This is a genomic window from Actinopolymorpha alba DSM 45243, from assembly GCF_000373925.1.
GTDB classification, from domain to species: domain Bacteria; phylum Actinomycetota; class Actinomycetes; order Propionibacteriales; family Actinopolymorphaceae; genus Actinopolymorpha; species Actinopolymorpha alba.
On record NZ_KB892708.1, the window covers coordinates 120,389 to 138,948 of the forward strand.

The 18,560-nt window shown below is 67.3% G+C and carries 16 protein-coding genes; 12 read left to right on the top strand and 4 right to left on the bottom strand.

Annotated features, from left to right (window positions below):
* Positions 1-115: 115 nt before the first annotated feature.
* Together B141_RS0103025 and B141_RS0103030 are read right to left on the bottom strand one after the other, a co-directional pair.
* Complete coding sequence (locus B141_RS0103025) at positions 116-1,378, bottom strand: DUF349 domain-containing protein (RefSeq protein WP_020573691.1); 1,263 nt, start codon at positions 1,376-1,378, stop codon at positions 116-118.
* Positions 1,375-2,208 carry a peptidylprolyl isomerase gene (locus B141_RS0103030; RefSeq protein WP_020573692.1) on the bottom strand — a complete coding sequence of 278 codons (834 nt, stop codon included), beginning with the start codon at positions 2,206-2,208 and terminating at the stop codon, positions 1,375-1,377. Before B141_RS0103030 ends, B141_RS0103025 begins: the two co-directional genes overlap by 4 nt.
* A gap of 253 nt (positions 2,209-2,461) precedes the next feature.
* Between B141_RS0103030 and B141_RS0103035 the strand changes: the two genes are divergently transcribed.
* The 9 genes from B141_RS0103035 (at position 2,462) to B141_RS0103075 (ending at position 14,217) form a co-directional block, all read left to right on the top strand.
* Positions 2,462-3,286, top strand: a complete 825-nt coding sequence (locus B141_RS0103035; RefSeq protein ID WP_020573693.1) for an MBL fold metallo-hydrolase — start codon at positions 2,462-2,464, stop codon at positions 3,284-3,286.
* An 8-nt stretch (positions 3,287-3,294) separates the two neighbouring features.
* On the top strand, positions 3,295-4,578 hold the full coding sequence (gene hisS, locus B141_RS0103040) for a histidine--tRNA ligase (RefSeq protein WP_020573694.1): 1,284 nt from the start codon (positions 3,295-3,297) through the stop codon (positions 4,576-4,578).
* Positions 4,575-6,422: an aspartate--tRNA ligase gene (aspS, locus tag B141_RS0103045; RefSeq protein ID WP_020573695.1), complete on the top strand. Its 1,848-nt coding sequence runs from the start codon at positions 4,575-4,577 to the stop codon at positions 6,420-6,422. The genes hisS and aspS overlap by 4 nt, the downstream gene beginning before the upstream one ends.
* Positions 6,423-6,698: 276 nt before the next feature.
* Positions 6,699-7,613 (top strand): ABC transporter permease, encoded by a 915-nt coding sequence (locus B141_RS0103050; RefSeq protein ID WP_202805643.1) that lies wholly within the window; start codon positions 6,699-6,701, stop codon positions 7,611-7,613.
* A 41-nt stretch (positions 7,614-7,654) separates the two neighbouring features.
* Positions 7,655-9,442: an ABC transporter substrate-binding protein gene (locus tag B141_RS0103055; RefSeq protein WP_026256856.1), complete on the top strand. Its 1,788-nt coding sequence runs from the start codon at positions 7,655-7,657 to the stop codon at positions 9,440-9,442.
* 89 nt (positions 9,443-9,531) lie between these two features.
* Positions 9,532-10,524 (top strand): ABC transporter permease, encoded by a 993-nt coding sequence (locus B141_RS0103060; protein WP_020573698.1) that lies wholly within the window; start codon positions 9,532-9,534, stop codon positions 10,522-10,524.
* 2 nt (positions 10,525-10,526) lie between these two features.
* Positions 10,527-11,573: an ABC transporter ATP-binding protein gene (locus tag B141_RS0103065; RefSeq protein ID WP_020573699.1), complete on the top strand. Its 1,047-nt coding sequence runs from the start codon at positions 10,527-10,529 to the stop codon at positions 11,571-11,573.
* A gap of 14 nt (positions 11,574-11,587) precedes the next feature.
* Positions 11,588-12,706 (top strand): ABC transporter ATP-binding protein, encoded by a 1,119-nt coding sequence (locus tag B141_RS0103070; RefSeq protein WP_040420419.1) that lies wholly within the window; start codon positions 11,588-11,590, stop codon positions 12,704-12,706.
* Positions 12,707-12,840: 134 nt separating this feature from the next.
* On the top strand, positions 12,841-14,217 hold the full coding sequence (locus tag B141_RS0103075) for a replication-associated recombination protein A (protein WP_020573701.1): 1,377 nt from the start codon (positions 12,841-12,843) through the stop codon (positions 14,215-14,217).
* Positions 14,218-14,221: 4 nt separating this feature from the next.
* On the opposite strand, the gene B141_RS0103080 is transcribed toward B141_RS0103075, so the two are convergent.
* Both B141_RS0103080 and B141_RS0103085 read right to left on the bottom strand, forming a co-directional pair.
* The gene (locus B141_RS0103080; protein ID WP_020573702.1) at positions 14,222-14,629 is read right to left on the bottom strand and encodes a type II toxin-antitoxin system VapC family toxin; all 408 of its coding nucleotides are present in this window, start codon (positions 14,627-14,629) and stop codon (positions 14,222-14,224) included.
* Positions 14,626-14,922 (bottom strand): FitA-like ribbon-helix-helix domain-containing protein, encoded by a 297-nt coding sequence (locus B141_RS0103085; RefSeq protein ID WP_202805644.1) that lies wholly within the window; start codon positions 14,920-14,922, stop codon positions 14,626-14,628. Before B141_RS0103085 ends, B141_RS0103080 begins: the two co-directional genes overlap by 4 nt.
* A 229-nt stretch (positions 14,923-15,151) precedes the next feature.
* Here B141_RS0103085 and B141_RS0103090 point away from each other — a divergent pair, with 229 nt between their 5' ends.
* The 3 genes from B141_RS0103090 to alaS are packed head-to-tail and all read left to right on the top strand — an operon-like array spanning position 15,152 to position 18,545.
* On the top strand, positions 15,152-15,571 hold the full coding sequence (locus B141_RS0103090; RefSeq protein ID WP_020573704.1) for a DUF948 domain-containing protein: 420 nt from the start codon (positions 15,152-15,154) through the stop codon (positions 15,569-15,571).
* Positions 15,568-15,867 (top strand): DUF6167 family protein, encoded by a 300-nt coding sequence (locus tag B141_RS38640; protein WP_020573705.1) that lies wholly within the window; start codon positions 15,568-15,570, stop codon positions 15,865-15,867. The genes B141_RS0103090 and B141_RS38640 overlap by 4 nt, the downstream gene beginning before the upstream one ends.
* Positions 15,867-18,545: an alanine--tRNA ligase gene (gene alaS / locus B141_RS0103100; RefSeq protein WP_020573706.1), complete on the top strand. Its 2,679-nt coding sequence runs from the start codon at positions 15,867-15,869 to the stop codon at positions 18,543-18,545. The genes B141_RS38640 and alaS overlap by 1 nt, the downstream gene beginning before the upstream one ends.
* Positions 18,546-18,560 lie beyond the last annotated feature (15 nt).

Here is an 18,560-nt window from a genome sequence, read left to right on the forward strand (position 1 = left end):
AGATCGGCCACCGACGCGAGATCTGCGCCGACGTCGCCGCGGAGAAGATCGGCCACCGAGGTCGCCCTGACTGTGGCGGGAGGCCCGTCGCAAGTAAGCCGACGCACCTGGGCGATCAGGCGGAGAACTCGTCGAGGGTCTTTTCGACCTCGGCAAGCCAGGCCTGCCGCGCCGCGAGGGCTTCCTGAGCCTTGCGCTCGGCCGACGTGTCGCCCTTGGCGCGCGCACGCGAGACCTCGCGTTCGAGGTCGGCGATCGAGGCCCGGAGCTGGGACAGCGTGTCGTTGGCGCGGGCCCGGGTCTCGGGATTGGTCCGCCGCCACTCCTGACCCTCGGCGCTGCGGATCGCCTCCTCCACGCGGCGAAGGCGCGCTTCGACCGCCCGCACCGAATCCCGGGGGACCCGCCCCACTTCGTCCCAACGGCGCAGGATGTCGCGGAACGAGTCGCGCGCCGCCCGATGGTCGCGTGCCGGCACCAGCGCCTCGGCCTCCTGGAGGAGCACTTCCTTACGCTCCAGGTTGGTTTGGAACTCCGCCTCCTGCTCGGCGAACGTCGCGTTACGGGCGGTGAAGAACCGATCCTGAGCGGCGCGGAAGCGTTTCCACAGCTGGTCCTCGACGTCCCGGTTGGCTGGCCCGGCGGCCTTCCACCGCTGCATGAGCTCGCGGTATCGCGAGGTCACCCGGCCCCAGTCAGTAGAGTCGGCGAGCGTCTCAGCCTCGCCGGCGATCTCTTCCTTGACCTGCCGGGAGTCCTCCCGCCGGGCGTTGAGCTCGGCGAAGTGCTGCTTGCGGCGGCGGGTGTAGGCCGTGCGGGCGCTGGAGAACCGGTGCCAGAGCTCGTCGTCGGTGGCCTTGTCGAGCCGGGGGAGTGCCTTCCACTGGTCGAGCAACTCGCGGAACCGGCCAACCCCGTGGCGCCAGTCTGATCCGGTGGACAGAGATTCCGCTTCGTCCGCGATCGCGGCCTTCACGGTCCTGGCCTCGTCAAGCTGGCGTTTGCGTTCGGCGCGGCGCTGGTTGCGGCGTTCGGCGATGGTCGCCTCGAGCGAGTCGAGGCGGGCCGCGAGGGCCGCCAGATTGCCGACCGCCTGGGCGTTCTCGAGGTTGCGCCGCTCGCGTCGAAGCGCGTTCTGGGCCTCGTCGGGGGCGAGGATGCCGCTTTCGACCCGGGATGCCAGGAGGTCAACCTCCAGGGCGATCGCGTCGTACTTGCGCCGAAAGAACGCCAGCGCGCCTTCTGGATCCCCCACCTGCCAGGACCCGACGGCACGCTCGCCTGACTCGGTGCGGACATAGACGGTCCCGTCGTCCGCGACCCTGCCCCAGGGTTCTTCTGCCGTTCCGCTCACTACTCGCTCCTGGTCGGAGATCACTTCGTCGTGACCTTGACATCCTGGATGATGACCGATGTGGCCGGACGACCGACCCCCTTGGATCCGGAGTTCGGTGCGAGACCGGCCTTGGCTACGTTCTGTACGACGTCGAGTCCATCACGGACCTTCCCGAACACGGTGACGGGATGCTCGAAGGTCGACGAGTCGCCGGAGGTGATGAAGAACCTGCTTCCGGCGTGGTTTTCCGCACCGGCCATCACGAGCCAGCCGGGCTCGAACGTCTTCTTCCCGTCGTTCTCGTTACCGAAGATGTAGCCAGGCCCGCCGCCGGATGCGGTGACGTCACCGCATCCGAGATACTCCGCCGTCGCGGGCTTCGTTGACAGGGTGTCGCACGTGGTCTTGTCGAAGGCGTTCTTGTTGGCGAGGAACGTGAACGAATTGACCGCGCAGCCGGCGTTCGCGCCGAAGAGGTCAGCCGTGATCGTGCCCTGGTTGGTCTTGATCGTGGCGACGGCATCCTTGAGCGGTGCCTTCGCCGGCGGCAGGCCGAAGGACTTCTGGTCCTTGCCCTCCTGCGCGACGTAGGTGCACTCACCTGCCTTGGTCGGGCGGGGTGCACCGGTCGCGGTGGGGGAGGGAGATGCCGACGGCGTGGCGGTCGGTGTGGCCGCTGCACTGGCCGGCTTGTCGCCCTTGAAGAGCAGCGAAACAGCGTACCCACCCGCGATCACGGCGAGGACCGCCAGCACGACGCCGGCGATGACGCCGCGGCGGCGCACACGTTGCCGACGCTCGAGGCGGCGAGCCCGCTGGCGGACCAGCTTCTGCCGGGCGAGTTGGCGCTGGCGCTGCTTCTTCGTGACCACCGAAAGACCGTCTCTCGCTCGGGTATCCGACGACCGGGGAGCCAGTCTAGATGGAGCGTGGCCGAAGCGCGCTGGGGTAATGCCCGGCACAGGCGCCTACCCGCGGCGGCCCGATGGGCCCTGTGCCCCGCCCGCGAGAGACGGGGTGGCGGCCTGCCGTCGGGCGGTTCGCGGGCGGGCAGGGCACGCCGGTACTCTTCGAAGCTCCAGAACCGCTCTCCCGACCGTTGTACGTCGCCAGAAGGACTCCTCAGTGTTCGTCGCCGGCTTTCCGACCGGAGTGTTCGCCGCGAACTGCTACATCGTCGCCGCGGCCCGCGGCGCGGAGTGCGTGGTGATCGATCCGGGCCAGGATGCCGCGCCCGCGGTCGCGGAGGTCGTCAGGGAGCACCGGCTCAAGCCGGTCGCCGTCGCGCTGACCCACGGACATCTTGACCACATGTGGTCGGTCCTTCCGGTATGCGGGAGTTATGACGCGGTCTGCTGGGTCCATCCAGCGGACCGGTCGATGCTCGCCGATCCGCTCGCCGGGCTCCCGCGTGAGTGGGCGTCCGCGCTCCTGGGCGCTGGCGCGACGTTCGCCGAACCCGACGACGTACGCCCGCTCGCCGACGGCATGCGCCTGGAGCTGGCCGGACTCAGCTTCACGGTCGACCACACTCCTGGCCATACCAGCGGGTCGGTGACGTTCCGGACCCCCTCTGACCCGGGGTCCGCGTGGGAGCCGCATGGGTTCTCGCGGACGGTGCCGGCGGAGGACGCTCCTGAGCTGATGTTCTCGGGTGATCTCCTCTTCGCGGGTTCCATCGGGCGCACCGACCTGCCGGGCGGCGACCACAAGACGATCCTGCGGAGCCTCGCCGACAAGGTGCTCCCACTCGATGACCGGATCGTGGTCCTGCCCGGCCACGGCGACCAGACGACCATCGGCCGGGAACGCCAGACCAATCCCTTCCTTCAAGGCCTCGTGCCCGGCCCTGCCCCTTCGGCGTCGGCTTCGGCGACCGCCGGGTCCGCGTCCGACGCGCGGACAGGGGCGCCAGGGGGTCACGCCCCTGGCCCGAACCAGAGCGGGTGAGGATTTTCATGAGTTTCCAGGCGCCCAAGGGCACCTATGACATCGTTCCGCCGGCGTCGTCAGCGTGGCTGGCCGTCCGGGAGGCGCTCGCGCTTCCGCCGCGGCTGTCCGGCTATGACTACGTCGAGACGCCGATGTTCGAGGACACCGCGTTGTTCGTCCGCGGCGTCGGGGAGTCGACAGACGTCGTCAACAAGGAGATGTACACCTTCGACGACCGCGGAGGTCGCTCGTTGACGCTGCGGCCCGAGGGCACCGCGGGCGTCCTCCGGGCGGTGGTCGAGCGCGGCCTGCACCGCGGTCAGTTGCCGGTGAAGGTGTGGTACGTCGGGCCTAACTTCCGCTACGAGCAGCCGCAGTCCGGTCGTTACCGCCAGCACACCCAGGTAGGGGTCGAGACGATCGGCAGCGATGACCCGGCATTGGACGCCGAGGTCATCTGGCTGGCGGTCGAGGCGCACCGCCGGATCGGGCTGACGAAGGTGCGGCTTCTCCTCAACAGCCTCGGCTGCCGGGACTGCCGGCCGGCCTATCGCGAGTTGCTGCAGGACTTCCTCCGTGGCCTCGACCTGGACGAGGACACCCGCCGCCGGGTCGAGATCAACCCGATGCGCGTTCTGGACGACAAGCGGGCGGAGGTGCAGGCCCAGCTGACGAACGCTCCCCTGATCACCGACCACCTGTGCGGCGCCTGCAAGGAGCACCACGACGAGGTACGCGCGTACCTCTCCGATCTCGGCGTCCACTGGGAAGACAACCCGCGCCTCGTCAGAGGTATGGACTACTACGTGCGTACGACGTTCGAGTTCGTCCACGACGGTCTCGGTGCCCAGTCGTCCATCGGCGGCGGTGGTCGCTACGACGGGCTGATGGCGACGATCGGTGGCCCCGACCTCGGCGGGGTGGGTTTCGGACTCGGGCTCGACCGGACCATCCTCGCCGTCGAGGCGGAAGGGCTGACCGTCGGAGACCGGAGCCGGTGCGACGTCTACGTCGTGCCGCTGGGCGCGGCGGCCAGGCGGCGTACCGTCACCTTGCTCCGTGACCTCCGGCAGGCTGGCGTCCGCAGTGACACGGCGTACGGCGGTCAGGGGCTCAAGGGTGCGATGAAGGCGGCCGATCGTTCGGGGGCGGCGTTCGCGGTGGTGCTTGGTGACCGCGACCTGGAGCAGCAGACTGCGCAGGTCAAGGACCTGCGCAGTGGTGACCAGCAGGCGGTACCCCTCGACGAGGTTGTCCAGCGGCTCGTCCAGGCGGTGCAGACACAGACAACGAAGGAGAACCCCGGGTGATCCGCACGCACGAAGCCGGCACGCTACGTGCCGACCACGTTGGCCAGACCGTGACGTTGACCGGCTGGGTGGCCAGGCGGCGTGATCACGGGGGAGTCGCGTTCATCGATCTTCGCGACGCGTCGGGCGTGGTGCAGGCGGTGATCCGGCATGAGCAGCTCACCGAGCAGATTGGCGAGGAGTTGGCCTCGGCGGACGAGGCTGGCTCGGCCGCGCACGGGCTCCGGCAGGAGTACTGCCTGCGACTCGTCGGCGAGGTGCGCCGCCGCCCGGCCGGCAACGAGAACCCCCACCTTCCGACGGGGGAGATCGAGCTGGTGGCCAGCGAGGTGGAGGTTCTGAGTGCGGCCGACCCGCTGCCGTTCCCGGTCGAGGAGCACCACCAGGCCTCGGTCAACGAAGAGCTCCGGCTGAGGTACCGCTATCTCGACCTGCGCCGTCCGGAGATGGCGAACCTGCTGCGGATGCGGTCGAGGGTCACCCACCTGATCCGTGAGGTCATGGGCCAGAACGACTTCGTCGACGTGGAGACGCCGTACCTCACCCGCTCGACTCCCGAGGGCGCGCGGGACTTCCTCGTGCCGGTCCGTCTGCAGCCAGGTAGTTGGTACGCGCTGCCGCAGTCACCGCAGCTGTTCAAGCAGCTGCTCATGGTGGCGGGCCTGGAGCGCTATTACCAGATCGCGCGCTGCTTCCGGGACGAGGACTTCCGCGCTGACCGCCAGCCGGAGTTCACCCAGCTCGACGTCGAGATGTCGTTCGCCTCACCGGACGACATCATCGCGCTGACCGAGCAGGTGCTGACGCGGGTGTGGAAGGACGTGCTGGGGTACGAGATCTCGACGCCCATCCCGCGGATGACGTACGCCGAGGCGATGCGGAGGTTCGGTATCGACCGGCCCGACCTGCGGTTCGGCTGTGAGTTGGTCGACTTCACGGAGTACTTCGCCAACACGCCGTTCCGGATTTTCCGGGCTCCAGAAGGCCACGGTGCCACGAAGGGCGAGGACTTCCACGTGGGCGCGGTCGTCATGCCCGGGGGAGCCGGGCAGGCGCGCAAGGAGCTGGACGGCTGGCAGGAGTGGGCGCGTTCGCGCGGCGCGAAAGGCCTGGCGTACGTCCTCATCGGTCCTGACGGCGAGCTTGGTGGGCCGGTCGCAAAGAACCTCTCGGAGGAGGAGCGGGCCAAGCTGGCCGAGCACGCGGGCGCGAAGCCGGGCGACTGTGTCTTCTTCGCGGCGGGTCCGCGGTCGGAGGCGCTCGGTCTGCTCGCGGCCGCTCGCCTGGAGGTGGGGGAGCGCTGTGGTCTGATCGACCACTCTCGCTGGGAGTTCTGCTGGGTGGTCGATGCTCCGCTGTTCGAACGCGTGGATGCGGAGGACGGAAGCAGCGGCTGGACGTCGATCCACCATCCCTTCACCGCGCCGACCGCGGAGTGGCTCGACCGTTTCCACGAGAAGCCCGGACAGGCGCTGTCGCAGGCGTACGACATCGTGCTGAACGGCACGGAGATCGGCGGCGGGTCGATTCGTATCCACCGCGGCGACGTTCAGCAGAGGGTGTTCGACGTCCTGGGGCTCACGGAGGCGGAAGCCACCAGTCAGTTCGGATTCCTGTTGGAGGCGTTCCGCTTCGGGGCGCCTCCGCACGGAGGTATCGCACTCGGTTTGGACCGGCTGTGCGCCCTGCTTGGCGGCGTCGAGTCGATCAGGGACGTCATCGCGTTCCCCAAGACCGCGTCGGGATCTGATCCTCTGACGGGTGCACCGGCGCCGATCACGCCCGCTCAGCGGCGTGAGGCCGGGATCGACGCTCGGCCCGACAAGCCGGCGAAGCAGGGCTGAGAACCCGGCTTCACGCAGCGTTACTGCGGGCCGTGGCATAACGAGCACGGATTGTAATTCGAAGAGTTTACAAATCGTGATCTCGGCCGCGTGTCACGGCCGGATCCTGTCGTTTATTGTCAAGCGTCGCAATCTGCAGGGCACCCCCTGTAGGCGGCAGACCGTGCGTGAACCCACGTCAGGAAGGCATACGGGCACTCTATGGCGGACCCGACCCTGCTCGAGACGGGTGCAAGCGAACCACCGGCGTCTCCAACGGCGTCGGCAGGCAGCCCCTTGAGAAGCAAGTCGCCCACCCAGATCGCGCTCGAGCGACTGCGCAAAGACAAGGTCGCCATCATCTGCGCGATCATTGTGCTCGCCTTCATTCTGATCGCGATTTTCGCCAACGTTATTACCGCGATCACCCACACCGATCCCGGCCAGAGTAATCAGCAGCTCATCGACGACTACGGCTTTCCCACGGTCAATCCGAGCGCCGAGCATCCGTTCGGCATTGAGCCCCGGCTTGGTCGAGACCTGTTCGCTCGTTGGGTTCATGGGGCGCGACCTTCTCTGATCGTCGCTATCTCGGCTTCCGTGATCTCGACGGCCCTCGGTACGGCCATGGGCCTCTTGGCCGGCTTCCTGGGTGGCAGGGTTGACCGCGCGATCTCCTGGCTGATTGACCTGCTGCTGTCGTTGCCACTGATCCTGGTGGTGATCGCGATCGCTCCCGTGGTCCAGACGTGGTTCAACACGAACAACGAGACGGTTTCGATGGTGCGCCTGTGGACCCTCGTGGTGATCTTCGCGTTCTTCGGTTGGACCGGCCTCGGACGTCTGATTCGCGCCGAAGTCCTGTCCCTGCGGGAGCGTGAGTTCATCCAGGCGGCACGGGCGATCGGGGTGCCCACCCGGCAGATCCTTTTCCGGGAACTCCTGCCCAATCTGACCGGGCAGATCATCATCTTTCTCTCGCTCGCGATTCCGAGCTACATCACGGCTGAGGCCGGGTTGTCCTATCTGGGCGTCGGCCTCACCGAACCCACACCGTCGTGGGGACTCACCATCAACGCAGCCCTGAATTACTACGAGACGTACCCAATCTATTTCTGGCAGCCGGCTCTGGGGATCCTGGTTCTCGTGTTGGCGCTCAATCTCCTGGGTGACTCGATTCGCGACGCGTTCGACCCCAAGACCCGTCGGTAGCACGGCCGGCGAGACCACAAGAAAGGCAAGGGAGAGATTCCATGCGATGGACAAGGCTCGTAGCGGCGGCGGGCGTGCTCGCGCTCGGCGCTGCTGCGTGCGGTGGAGGCGGCACGCCTTCCGAACGTGCGCAAGAAGAGAAGAAGGCGTCGCCCAGCGCGTCGGCCAGCTCCAGCAGTGGCTACGAAGTCATGCTGGACGAGAACGCCAAGGGTCCCGCCAAGGAAGTGGCGGGCGCCCAGAAGGGCGGCACCGTCACGACGCTGACGGTGCAGGCTCCCGAGACCTTTGACCCGACCCGGGCCTACTACATCGACGTGCTTTCCGTGCTGCGGGTGGTGACGCGCGGCCTCACCGCGATGACGTTGCGGGACGACGGTAAGTACTACCTCGTCCCCGACATGGCGACCAGCCTTGGTGAGGCTAATGCTGACTTCACCGAGTGGAAGTTCACCATCAAGGATGGGTTGAAGTACGAAGACGGTTCCACTGTTACGTCGAAGGACTTCGCCTACGCGGTGAAGCGTTCCTTCGCCACCGAGGAACTCCCGAGTGGTCCGACGTACCAGCAGAGCTACTTCCTCGACGGCGACAAGTACAAGGGTCCGTTCAAGTCCGCGGCCAAGGGCGGCGGTAAGGACTACGCCGGTGTCGAGACCCCGGACGACAAGACCATCATCCTGAAGATGGCGAAGCCGTTCCCGGACCTGCCGTACTACCTGACGTTCCCGGTGTACAGCCCGATCCCCGAGGCCAAGGACACCAAGGACAACTACGGCAACCACCCGCTCGCCACGGGCCCCTACAAGTTCGAGTCCTACGCCAAGGGCAAGAGCCTCGTTCTCACCAAGAACGAGAACTGGGACGCGGCGAGCGACCCGGCGCGGCAGCAGTACGTCGACCGGTTCGAGTTCAAGTTCGGTCAGGACCCGCTGAAGCTGCAGGAGCAGCTGATCGCCGACAACGGCCCTGACCAGACGGCGCTCACCTACGACGGCGTTGACTCCTCGCTGCTGCCGAAGATCCAGGGCAAGGAGCCGGAGAAGCGGATGCTGACCGGCGACGGCACCTGCACCTTCTTCGCCTACCTCGACACCCGTCGTATTCCGCTGGAGGTCCGTCGGGCGCTGGCGGTGGCGTGGCCACACGACGCGCTGCACAAGGCCGCTGGTGACAACCCGTTCACCTACGAGCCCGCCACGACGATCCTCCCGAAGATCACGCCGGGTTGGCAGGACTACGACGTGGAAGGCGACGGCTCCAAGGGCGACGGCGACGCGGTGAAGGCCAAGAAGATGCTCGAGGACGCCGGCAAGCTCGGCTTCGAGATCGTGTGGTCCTACGCCAACGACGACCCGATCGCCCAGCAGGTTTCGGCGATGCGTGAGGAAAAGCTGAAGGCCGCTGGCTTCAAGGTCAAGGCGATTCCGATGCCGCGTGACCAGCGTCGTGCTGACACCGACAACCCGAACTCCAAGGTCAACCTGCGGTACCAGGGCTGGTGCATCGACTGGCCGTCGGGCACCACGGTGTTCCCGGCGATCTTCGACGGCCGGCTGATCGCGCTCAACCCGACCTCTGCTCCTAACAAGTCGTTCCTGAACGAGAAGGAAGTCAACGACGAGATCGACCGGATCAGCGCCATGCCGGTCGAGGAGCAGCAGCCTGAGTGGGCCAAGCTCGACAAGCTGGTCACCGAGAAGTACCAGCCGGTGATCCCCGACAACTACGGCAAGACCAACTTCATCCACGGTTCGAAGGTCGGTGGCGTCGTCCTCGACGTCTACGGCGGTGGACCTGACTACTCGAAGCTCTTTGTGAAGCAGTAGCAGGTATCGAAGGGGCGGGGCCAGGCGCCCCGCCCCTTCGGTCGCAGGGGTTCTTGTCTGTTTATCCATGACATACGATTGGTCCAGCGATGTTTGGTTATGTGATTAGACGGGTTGCTGCCGGGCTCTCCGTAGTGCTCGTTGTCATGGTGATCTCGTTCTTTCTGTTCTTCATAGGCCCGGCAAAGCCTGAATACGCAATCTGTGGGGACCGTAACTGCACGCCGTCCCGGCTCGCCGACATTCGCGCCAGCCTGTCCCTCGACAAACCGGTGTCCGAGCAGTTCACGGAATACTTCAGTGGAATCTTCACCGGGCGCGAAATCCATTCCGGTGGTTTCGTCAAAGAATGCGACGTTCCCTGTCTTGGTTGGTCGTTCATCCGGAACGAGCCGGTGACGAAACTGATCGTGGAACGCTTACCGGTCACTATCTCGGTGGCCCTGGGCGCCATGGTGATCTTCACCACGCTGGGCGTCACGATCGGAGCCTTGGCCGCGATTCATCGAGGCTCCATATGGGACCGGGCGCTCGTGAGCAGTTCGTTGATCCTCACGTCATTTCCGTACTACCTCGTCGCGTTGTTGGCGGCGATTTACTTAACCATCCAGTTTGAGGTCTTCCCGCGTAGTGGCTATCACCCCTTAACTGATAATCCATGGGAATGGTTCAAGGGGCTGCTCCTGCCGTGGGCTGTTCTTGGGGCGGTTTATGCGACGGCCTACGCCCGCTACACCAGAGCGGCGATGGTCGAAGCACTCAGTGAAGACTTTGTCCGCACCGCCCGCGCCAAGGGGCTGAGCCCGCGCCGCGTTCATTTCCGCCATGCGCTGCGAGCCGGCCTCACATCGGTCGTCACGATCCTCGGCCTCGACCTCGCGGGACTCCTGGCGGGCACGATCTTCACCGAGCGTATCTTCGAAGTCCAAGGACTTGGGTTGTTGGCCCTCAACGCCTTCGACAACGGCGATCTTCCCGTCATCATGGGTTCTGTGATGTACGCGTCTTTCCTCTTGGTGGGCCTCAACATCGTGATCGACATCGTCTACAGCTTCCTCGACCCGCGGGTCCGACTCGGATGAGCATGAACGAAACCACGAACTCCCAGCAGCCGTTCCTCGCGGTCGAGGACCTCACGGTTCGCTTTCCGACGCCCGACGGCGTCGTGAACGCGGTCACCGAGCTCAGCTACAACGTTGAGCTTGGTCGCACCCTAGGCATCGTCGGCGAATCCGGCTCCGGCAAGAGCGTGTCGAGCATGGCCATCATGGGCCTGCATGACAGACGCCGAGCGAAGATCAGTGGCAGTATCCGGCTTCAGGGCACCGATCTCGTGGATGTCGACGACGACCGTATGCGGCGGATCCGCGGCAACGTCGTCTCGATGATTTTCCAGGATCCGCTGTCGAGTCTCCACCCGTTTTACACGATCGGGGACCAGATCTCCGAGGCTTACCTCGCCCACAACAAGGCCTCGAAGGCGCAGGCCCGTAAGCGGGCGATCGAGCTTCTGGAGCGCGTCGGCATTCCGCAGGCGGGCCGCCGGGTCGACGACTACCCCCATCAGTTCTCCGGGGGTATGCGGCAGCGCGCGATGATCGCGATGGCTCTCGTCAACGACCCGCAGCTGCTGATCGCCGACGAGCCCACCACGGCCCTTGACGTCACAGTCCAGGCCCAGATCCTCGACCTGCTGCAGGACCTCCAGCGTGAGTTCGGCTCGGCGATCATCATCATCACGCACGACCTCGGTGTGGTCGCCGAAATGGCTGACGACGTGTTGGTGATGTACGCCGGCCGGTGCGTGGAGTACGGCAAGGGCAAGGAGATCCTGACGCGCCCGGAGCACCCGTACACCTGGGGACTCCTGAGCAGTGCGCCCCACCTGACCGGCGATCCCGGGCAACCCCTGACTCCGATCAAGGGTTCGCCGCCAAGTCTGGTCAATCTGCCGAGTGGGTGTTCGTTCCACCCGCGATGCCCCTACGCCTCGCGCCTGCCGGATGACCGTTGTGTCGAGCTCCTGCCGGAGCTTCGGCCCGGCGGACGAGGTGCCGGGCACCTGGTGCGCTGTCACTTGCCGAATCCCGACGAGATCTTCGTCGACGAGATCCAGCCTCGGATCGGGTGAAGGGGTTACACGTCATGACGGAGAGCACGACGACGACAGCGCCGGCTCGTATATCGGAGGGCTCCGGCTCGACGCCGCTGTTGGAGGTCCGCAACCTCGTCAAGCACTTCCCGGTCCGGTCCACCGGTGTCGTACGCCGGGTGGTCGGACAGGTCCAGGCCGTCGACGACATCTCGTTCACCGTCCAGCGCGGTTCGTCGCTCGGCCTGGTGGGGGAGTCCGGCTGCGGTAAGTCGACCACCGGGCGCCTGGTGACCCGGCTGCTCGACCCGACCAGCGGTGAGGTGCGGTTCGAGGGCAACGACATCGCCTCGCTGCGGCCCAAGCAGATGCTGCCGTTCCGGCGGGAAATCCAGATCATCTTCCAGGATCCGTACTCCTCACTGAATCCCCGGCACACCGTCGGCTCGATCATCGGCACGCCGCTGCAAGTGCACAACATCGTGCCCAAGAACAAAGTGCTGTCGCGGGTCCAGGAGCTCCTGGAGGTCGTCGGCCTCAACCCTGAGCACTACAACCGCTATCCGGGTGAGTTCTCCGGTGGGCAGCGCCAGCGGATCGGGATCGCCCGGGCGCTCGCGGTCCGCCCCAAGCTGATCGTCGCGGACGAGCCGGTCAGCGCCCTGGACGTCTCGATCCAGGCGCAGGTGATGAACCTCCTCGAGAGCCTGCAGAAGGAGTTCGGGATCTCCTTCCTCTTCATCGCCCACGACCTGGCGGTCGTCCGGCACTTCTGCCCCGAGGTCGCGGTGATGTACCTCGGCAAGATCGTGGAGGTCGCCGACCGGGAGAGCCTCTACACCCAGCCGCACCACCCGTACACCCAGGCGCTGCTGTCGGCCGTTCCCGACGTTCGCCAGGCACAGGTCGGTGGTCGGCGGGAACGCATCCGGCTCTTCGGCGATGTCCCGAGCCCGATCGACCCGCCATCGGGCTGCCGGTTCCGTACCCGCTGCTGGAAGGCACAGGACATCTGCGCCACCCAGGAACCCCCGCTGCAGGCGCTGGCGAACGGCCATCGGGTTGCCTGCCACTTCGCGGCGCCCCCGACGATCGAGGATGCCCGGGCGAGCCAGGCCGCGGCCGCCGAGGCGGTGACTCTGGAGTCGGAGGGCGCGGTCGCCGACGCCTGACGCGATTGCGTCCTTCCGGCTGGTGTCCCCGTGTTCGCCCTGAGCCTTTGAGCCACCGTGAAGTAGGACGTCGCGCGGACACCTGAGGCTGGTCCGTCAAGGGCTTGGGGGTACCCCGTGGATAGTCTCGGGCCGTGACGGACGAGGGTCTCTTCGACGTACCCACTACTGGTGGACGCCACGTTCCGACGACCGGCCGTGGCTCGGGCAGCCTTGCCGACGCTGACCACAGCGCGGCCCCCTTGGCGGTCCGCATGCGTCCGCAGACCCTTGATGATCTCGTCGGGCAGCGACAGCTCCTTGCCGCCGGTGCGCCGCTGCGCCGGTTGATCGAGGGCGACCAGCCGATGTCGATCCTGCTGTGGGGACCGCCCGGGTCCGGCAAGACCACGATCGCCTCGATCGTGAGCCGGCAGACCAACCGCGTGTTCGTCGAGCTCTCGGCCGTGTCCGCGGGTGTCAAGGAGGTTCGCACCGTGATCGACGCGGCCCGCCGGGACCTCGGCCGCGGACGCGAGACGGTGCTGTTCGTCGACGAGGTGCACAGGTTCAGCAAGGCTCAACAAGATGCCCTCCTACCTGGTGTCGAGAATCGCTGGATCACGCTGATCGCCGCGACGACGGAGAATCCGTACTTCTCGGTGATTTCTCCACTCCTGTCCCGATCGCTGCTTCTTCGCCTGGAGCCGCTGTCGGCAGAAGACATTCGCGGGTTGGTACGCCGAGCGCTTGCGGACGAGCGTGGCCTCGCGGGAGCGGTGACGCTGGCCCCCGCGGCCGAGGAGCATCTGGTCCGGATGGCCGGGGGTGATGCGCGCCGGGCACTGACCTACCTCGAGGCCGGTGCGGGGGCCGCGCTGGCCAAGGCGGACAGCGAGGTCGACCTGAAGACCCTCGAGGTGGCCGTCGACCGGGCGGCGGTCCGCTACGACCGGGACGGTGACCAGCACTACGACGTCGCGAGCGCGCTCATCAAGTCGATCAGGGGTAGCGACGTCGACGCCACGCTGCACTACCTCGCCCGGATGGTGGAGGCGGGGGAGGACCCACGGTTCATCGCCCGGCGCCTGGTGATCTCGGCGAGTGAGGACATCGGGATGGCCGACCCCACCGCACTCGGAGTCGCGGTCGCGGCACACCAGGCCGCGCAGTTCGTCGGCTTCCCTGAGGCGGCGATCAATCTCGCCCACGCGGCGATCCACCTCGCGTTGGCGCCCAAGTCCAACGCCGTCGTCAAGGCGATCGGTGCCGCCCTGGAGGACGTACGCGCCGGGCGGATCGGCGCCGTGCCCGCCCACCTGCGGGACGCCCACTACAGCGGGGCCAAGCGATTGGGCCACGGGAGTGCCTACCGCTACGCACACGATGATCCGCGTGGGATCGTCGCGCAGCAGTACGCGCCTGACGAGGTGGCCGGTCGGACCTACTACGAGCCGACGCAGCGCGGCGCCGAGAAGGCGTACGCCGAACGCCTGGAGCGGATCCGCAAGATCCTCGCCGGCGACGAGTAGTTGATCACGTCGCCGGCCACACCGGACGCACGCCGCACTTCAGTCGATTGGCGGCTCGGGCCAAACGTGCGTCACAGGTGACGAGGGGGGCGTCGAAGTGTTCGGCGACCGCGACGTAGGCGGCGTCGTAACCACTCAGGGAGTCGCGTAAAGACCACATCCGCGTCAGGAACGGTTGAACCCGGAGGAGCTCGATCGTCAAGGATCGCAAGGCGTCAAGCGCCCAGTGGGCGCGCTCCTCGTCCAGCTTGCCGCACCGGTGTCGGCCGCGGATGGCGTTGAAGGTCTCGGCGATCAGGTGCTCGGGTGCCACCCACTGGCTGTCTCGAGCGAGTTCGGTGCGGCTGTTGACACCGCCGGGTCCGTCGCCGGTGAGCGCTTCGGTGAGCACTGAGGCATCGACGACGATCACGGAGTGCTGTGCCCCTTCTCCCCGGCGTCTGGGTCGTGATGCGAGTCCCGCTCGGCACGAGCCTCGTCGATCAGTTGCCGCGCCTCGGCGGCCGTGAGTCGTGAGCCGTCGGTCCGACCTTCGGCTTCGCGGAGGATCGCCAGGTTGCGCGCGTAGCCGGCTTCGCGTTCGAGGAGTGCGAGAAGGTACGCCTGGAGTGACTGCCCCCGCGCCCTGGCAGCCGCGACGAGGGCGTCGCGGACCTCGTCAGGCACATCGCGGATCTGGAGCGCGACCATGCATGCACTATACATGCACGCCTCCTTGGGGTCGGCGGATCAAGCAATCGACAATCTCCACGGTGACAGCCGCGGAGCGCTCGGCCCGCGCGTGGCGGCGTACCTGTGGACGGATACGCCAACCGCGGCATTGTGGACGAAATCGCGGCCGTCGACCTGCCGGAGCAAGGACGATGTCATCGCCGCGACACGGCGCGTAGGGGCAACGTACGTCGCGCTCCCGACCGTTATAGGTTTGGACGCCATGACTGCCGGTGAGATCGCGGGGTTGATCGCGGCCGCTGCCCTGCTGCTGCTCGTGGGGCTGCTGGCCTACCCCATCCTGAAGCTGGGCAAGGTGCTCGACGAGACCCGCCTGCTGGTACGCGGCGTATCCGACCAGAGCGTACCGTTGCTCGGAGAGGTCACGACCACGGTCACGACCACCAACGCACAGCTCGCCAGGGTGGACGCGATCACATCGCGGGCCGAGACGGTCTCCGACAATGTCGCTGGCCTGTCGTCGTTGTTCGCCGCCACCCTCGGCGGCCCCCTGGTCAAGATCGCGGCGTTCTCCTACGGCGTACGCCGGGCGATGGTCGCGCACGACCGTCGTGACATCGAACGCCAGGTCAGGTCCGAGATGCGGGGCGGCCGGCGCAAGAAGGGAGCCGAGGCACGATGAAGCGCCTGTTCTGGGTGGTGGTTGGAGCCGCTGTCGGCGTGCTCGTCGTCCGGAAGGTCTCCCAGAAGGCCGAGCAGTTCACGCCACAGGGTGTGGCGAAGCAGGTCGCCGGGCTGGGCACGGCGATCAGGGCATTCGGGGAGGAGGTTCGGGCAGGCATGGACGCACGTGAGGCCGAGTTGCGCGACGCGCTCGCGCTCGATGGCCGCCAACCCAACGGACACCCGGGGCTGGACGCGGACGCCGCCGCTCGCCTGACCCGCGACCCCAACTCGACGTGGAGGGACACTCGCTGATGGAGACGGCGGAAATTCGCCGACGCTTCCTGCGCTTCTTCGAAGAACGCGGGCACACCGTCGTACCCTCGGCCTCTCTGCTGGTCGACGATCCCAACCTGCTGTTCGTCAACGCCGGCATGGTGCCGTTCAAGCCCTATCTCCTGGGGCAGCAGACGCCGCCGTACCCCCGGGCCACCAGCGTGCAGAAGTGCGTACGGACCGGCGACATCGAAGAGGTCGGCAAGACCACCCGGCACGGCACGTTCTTCCAGATGAACGGCAACTTCTCGTTCGGGGACTACTTCAAGGCGCGGGCCATCGAGCTGGCCTGGGAGCTGGTCACCAAGCCCCAGTCAGAGGGCGGGCTCGGCTTCGACGAGGCGCGGCTCTACCCGAGCGTCTTCCACGAGGACGACGAGGCGATCGCTCTGTGGAAGCAGATCGCTGGCATGTCAGACGACCGGATCCCCCGCCTTGGCATGCGGGACAACTTCTGGTCGATGGGTGTGCCTGGTCCTTGCGGCCCCTGCTCCGAGATCCTCTTCGACCTCGGCCCTGACTACGGCGCCGACGGCGACTGGACCAACGGCGACCGCTACATGGAGATCTGGAACCTGGTCTTCATGCAGTACGTCCGCGGTGAAGGGCCCGGCAAGGAGGGGTACCCGATCCTGGGCGAGCTGCCCGCCCGCAACATCGACACCGGGATGGGTCTCGAGCGGGTCGCCTACCTCCTCCAGGGCGTCGACAACATCTACGAGAACGACGAGATCCGGCCGGTCCTCGAGCGGGCGACCGAGCTGTCCGGCCGTAAGTACGGCGTCGACCACGACTCCGACGTACGCCTACGCGTGGTGGCCGACCACGTCCGCTCGGCGATGATGATGGTCAGCGACGGCGTCACCCCGAGCAACGAGGGTCGCGGCTACGTCCTTCGCCGGATCATCCGCCGGGCGGTCAACCAGATGCGGCTGCTCGGCGTCGACGAGAGCACGATGCCGCAGCTGCTGCCGGTCAGCCTGTCCAGGATGAAGCTGTCCTACCCCGAGCTGGAGCGGGACTGGCAGCGGATCAGCTCCGTCGTCTACGCGGAGGAGGAGACCTTCCTCGGGACGCTCAAGACGGGTACGCAGATCTTCGACCTCGCGGTCGACGAGACCCGGCGTGACGGCGGTGCCGTGCTGGCCGGCGATAAGGCGTTCCAGCTGCACGACACGTACGGCTTCCCGATCGACCTGACCCTGGAGATGGCGGCCGAACGCGGGCTCGCCGTCGATGAGGAGGGCTTCCGCCGCCTGATGGCGGAGCAGCGCCAGCGGGCCAAGCAGGACGCGGCCGCACGGAAGTCCGCGCACGCCGACCTGTCCGCCTACCGCGGTGTGGCCGACACGTTGGGCCGGTCCGTGGAGTTCACCGGCTACGACGAGGTGGTCTCCGACGCGCAGATCGCGGGCCTGATCCGGGACGGCGAACCAGCCACGGCGGCCCATGAGGGCGACACGATCGAGCTCGTGCTCGACCGCACGCCGTTCTACGCCGAAGGCGGTGGGCAGCTCGCCGACGAGGGCGTCATCGAGTTGGCCAACGGCGCGCGGCTCGTGGTCCACGACGTCCAGTCGCCGTTGACGGGGCTCATCGTCCACCAGGCGAAGGTCCTCGAGGGCGAGGTCCTCCTGGGCCAGCCGGCGCACGCGCTGGTCGACATCGAGCGCCGCCGGGCGATCTCGCGGGCGCACACCGCGACCCACATGGTCCACAAGGCGTTCCGCGAGGCGCTGGGCGAGACCGCGGCGCAGGCGGGTTCGGAGAACGCACCCGGCCGGTTCCGCTTCGACTTCAACGCCACCGGTCCAGTGCCGCCGAGCGTGCTGGCGGAGGCGGAGGAGCGCGTCAACGACCTCCTGCTGGCCGACCTGCCGGTGACGGCCGAGGTGATGCCGATCAACGACGCCCGGGACCTGGGCGCGCTGGCGTTGTTCGGCGAGAAGTACGGCAACGAGGTACGTGTCATCTCGGTCGGTGACTGGGCGCGCGAGCTCTGCGGCGGCACGCACGCGGGCCGGTCCGGCCAGCTGGGTGTGGTGAAGCTGCTCTCGGAGTCCTCGATCGGTGCCGGCGTGCGCCGGGTCGAGGCGCTGGTCGGCGCCGACGCCTACCGCTTCCTCGCCCGTGAGCACGTCCTGCTCGGGCAACTCGCGGAGGCGTTGAAGGCCCGGCCGGAGGAGCTGCCGGAGCGGGTCGCGGGCATCGTCGACCGGCTCCGGGTCGCCGAGAAGGAGCTCGAGCGCATCCGCGTCCAGCAGGTGTTGGCCGCGGCCGGCGAGCTGGCGGCCAGCCCCAAGGACGTCTTCGGGGTTTCCATGGTGGCGCGAGAGCTTCCCGAGGGCGCGTCCGCCGGAGACCTGCGCAAGCTGGCCCTGGACGTGCGCGGCCGGCTGCCGTCTGACAAGCCTGCCGTCGTGGCACTCGTCGGCGCCTCTGGCGGCCGTCCGTCCGTCGTTGTCGCACTCAACGACGAGGCACGCAACTGGCGGCTGTCGGCGGGCGAGCTGGTCAAGCTGGCCGCCGGCGTGCTGGGCGGCGGTGGCGGCGGTAAGGACGATGTCGCTCAGGGCGGTGGTACCGACCCGGCGAAGGCGGACGAGGCGCTGCGACAGGTCGAGCACGCCGTAGGGACGCGGGTCACGAGTAGCTGACGGGCAGGCGCGGGC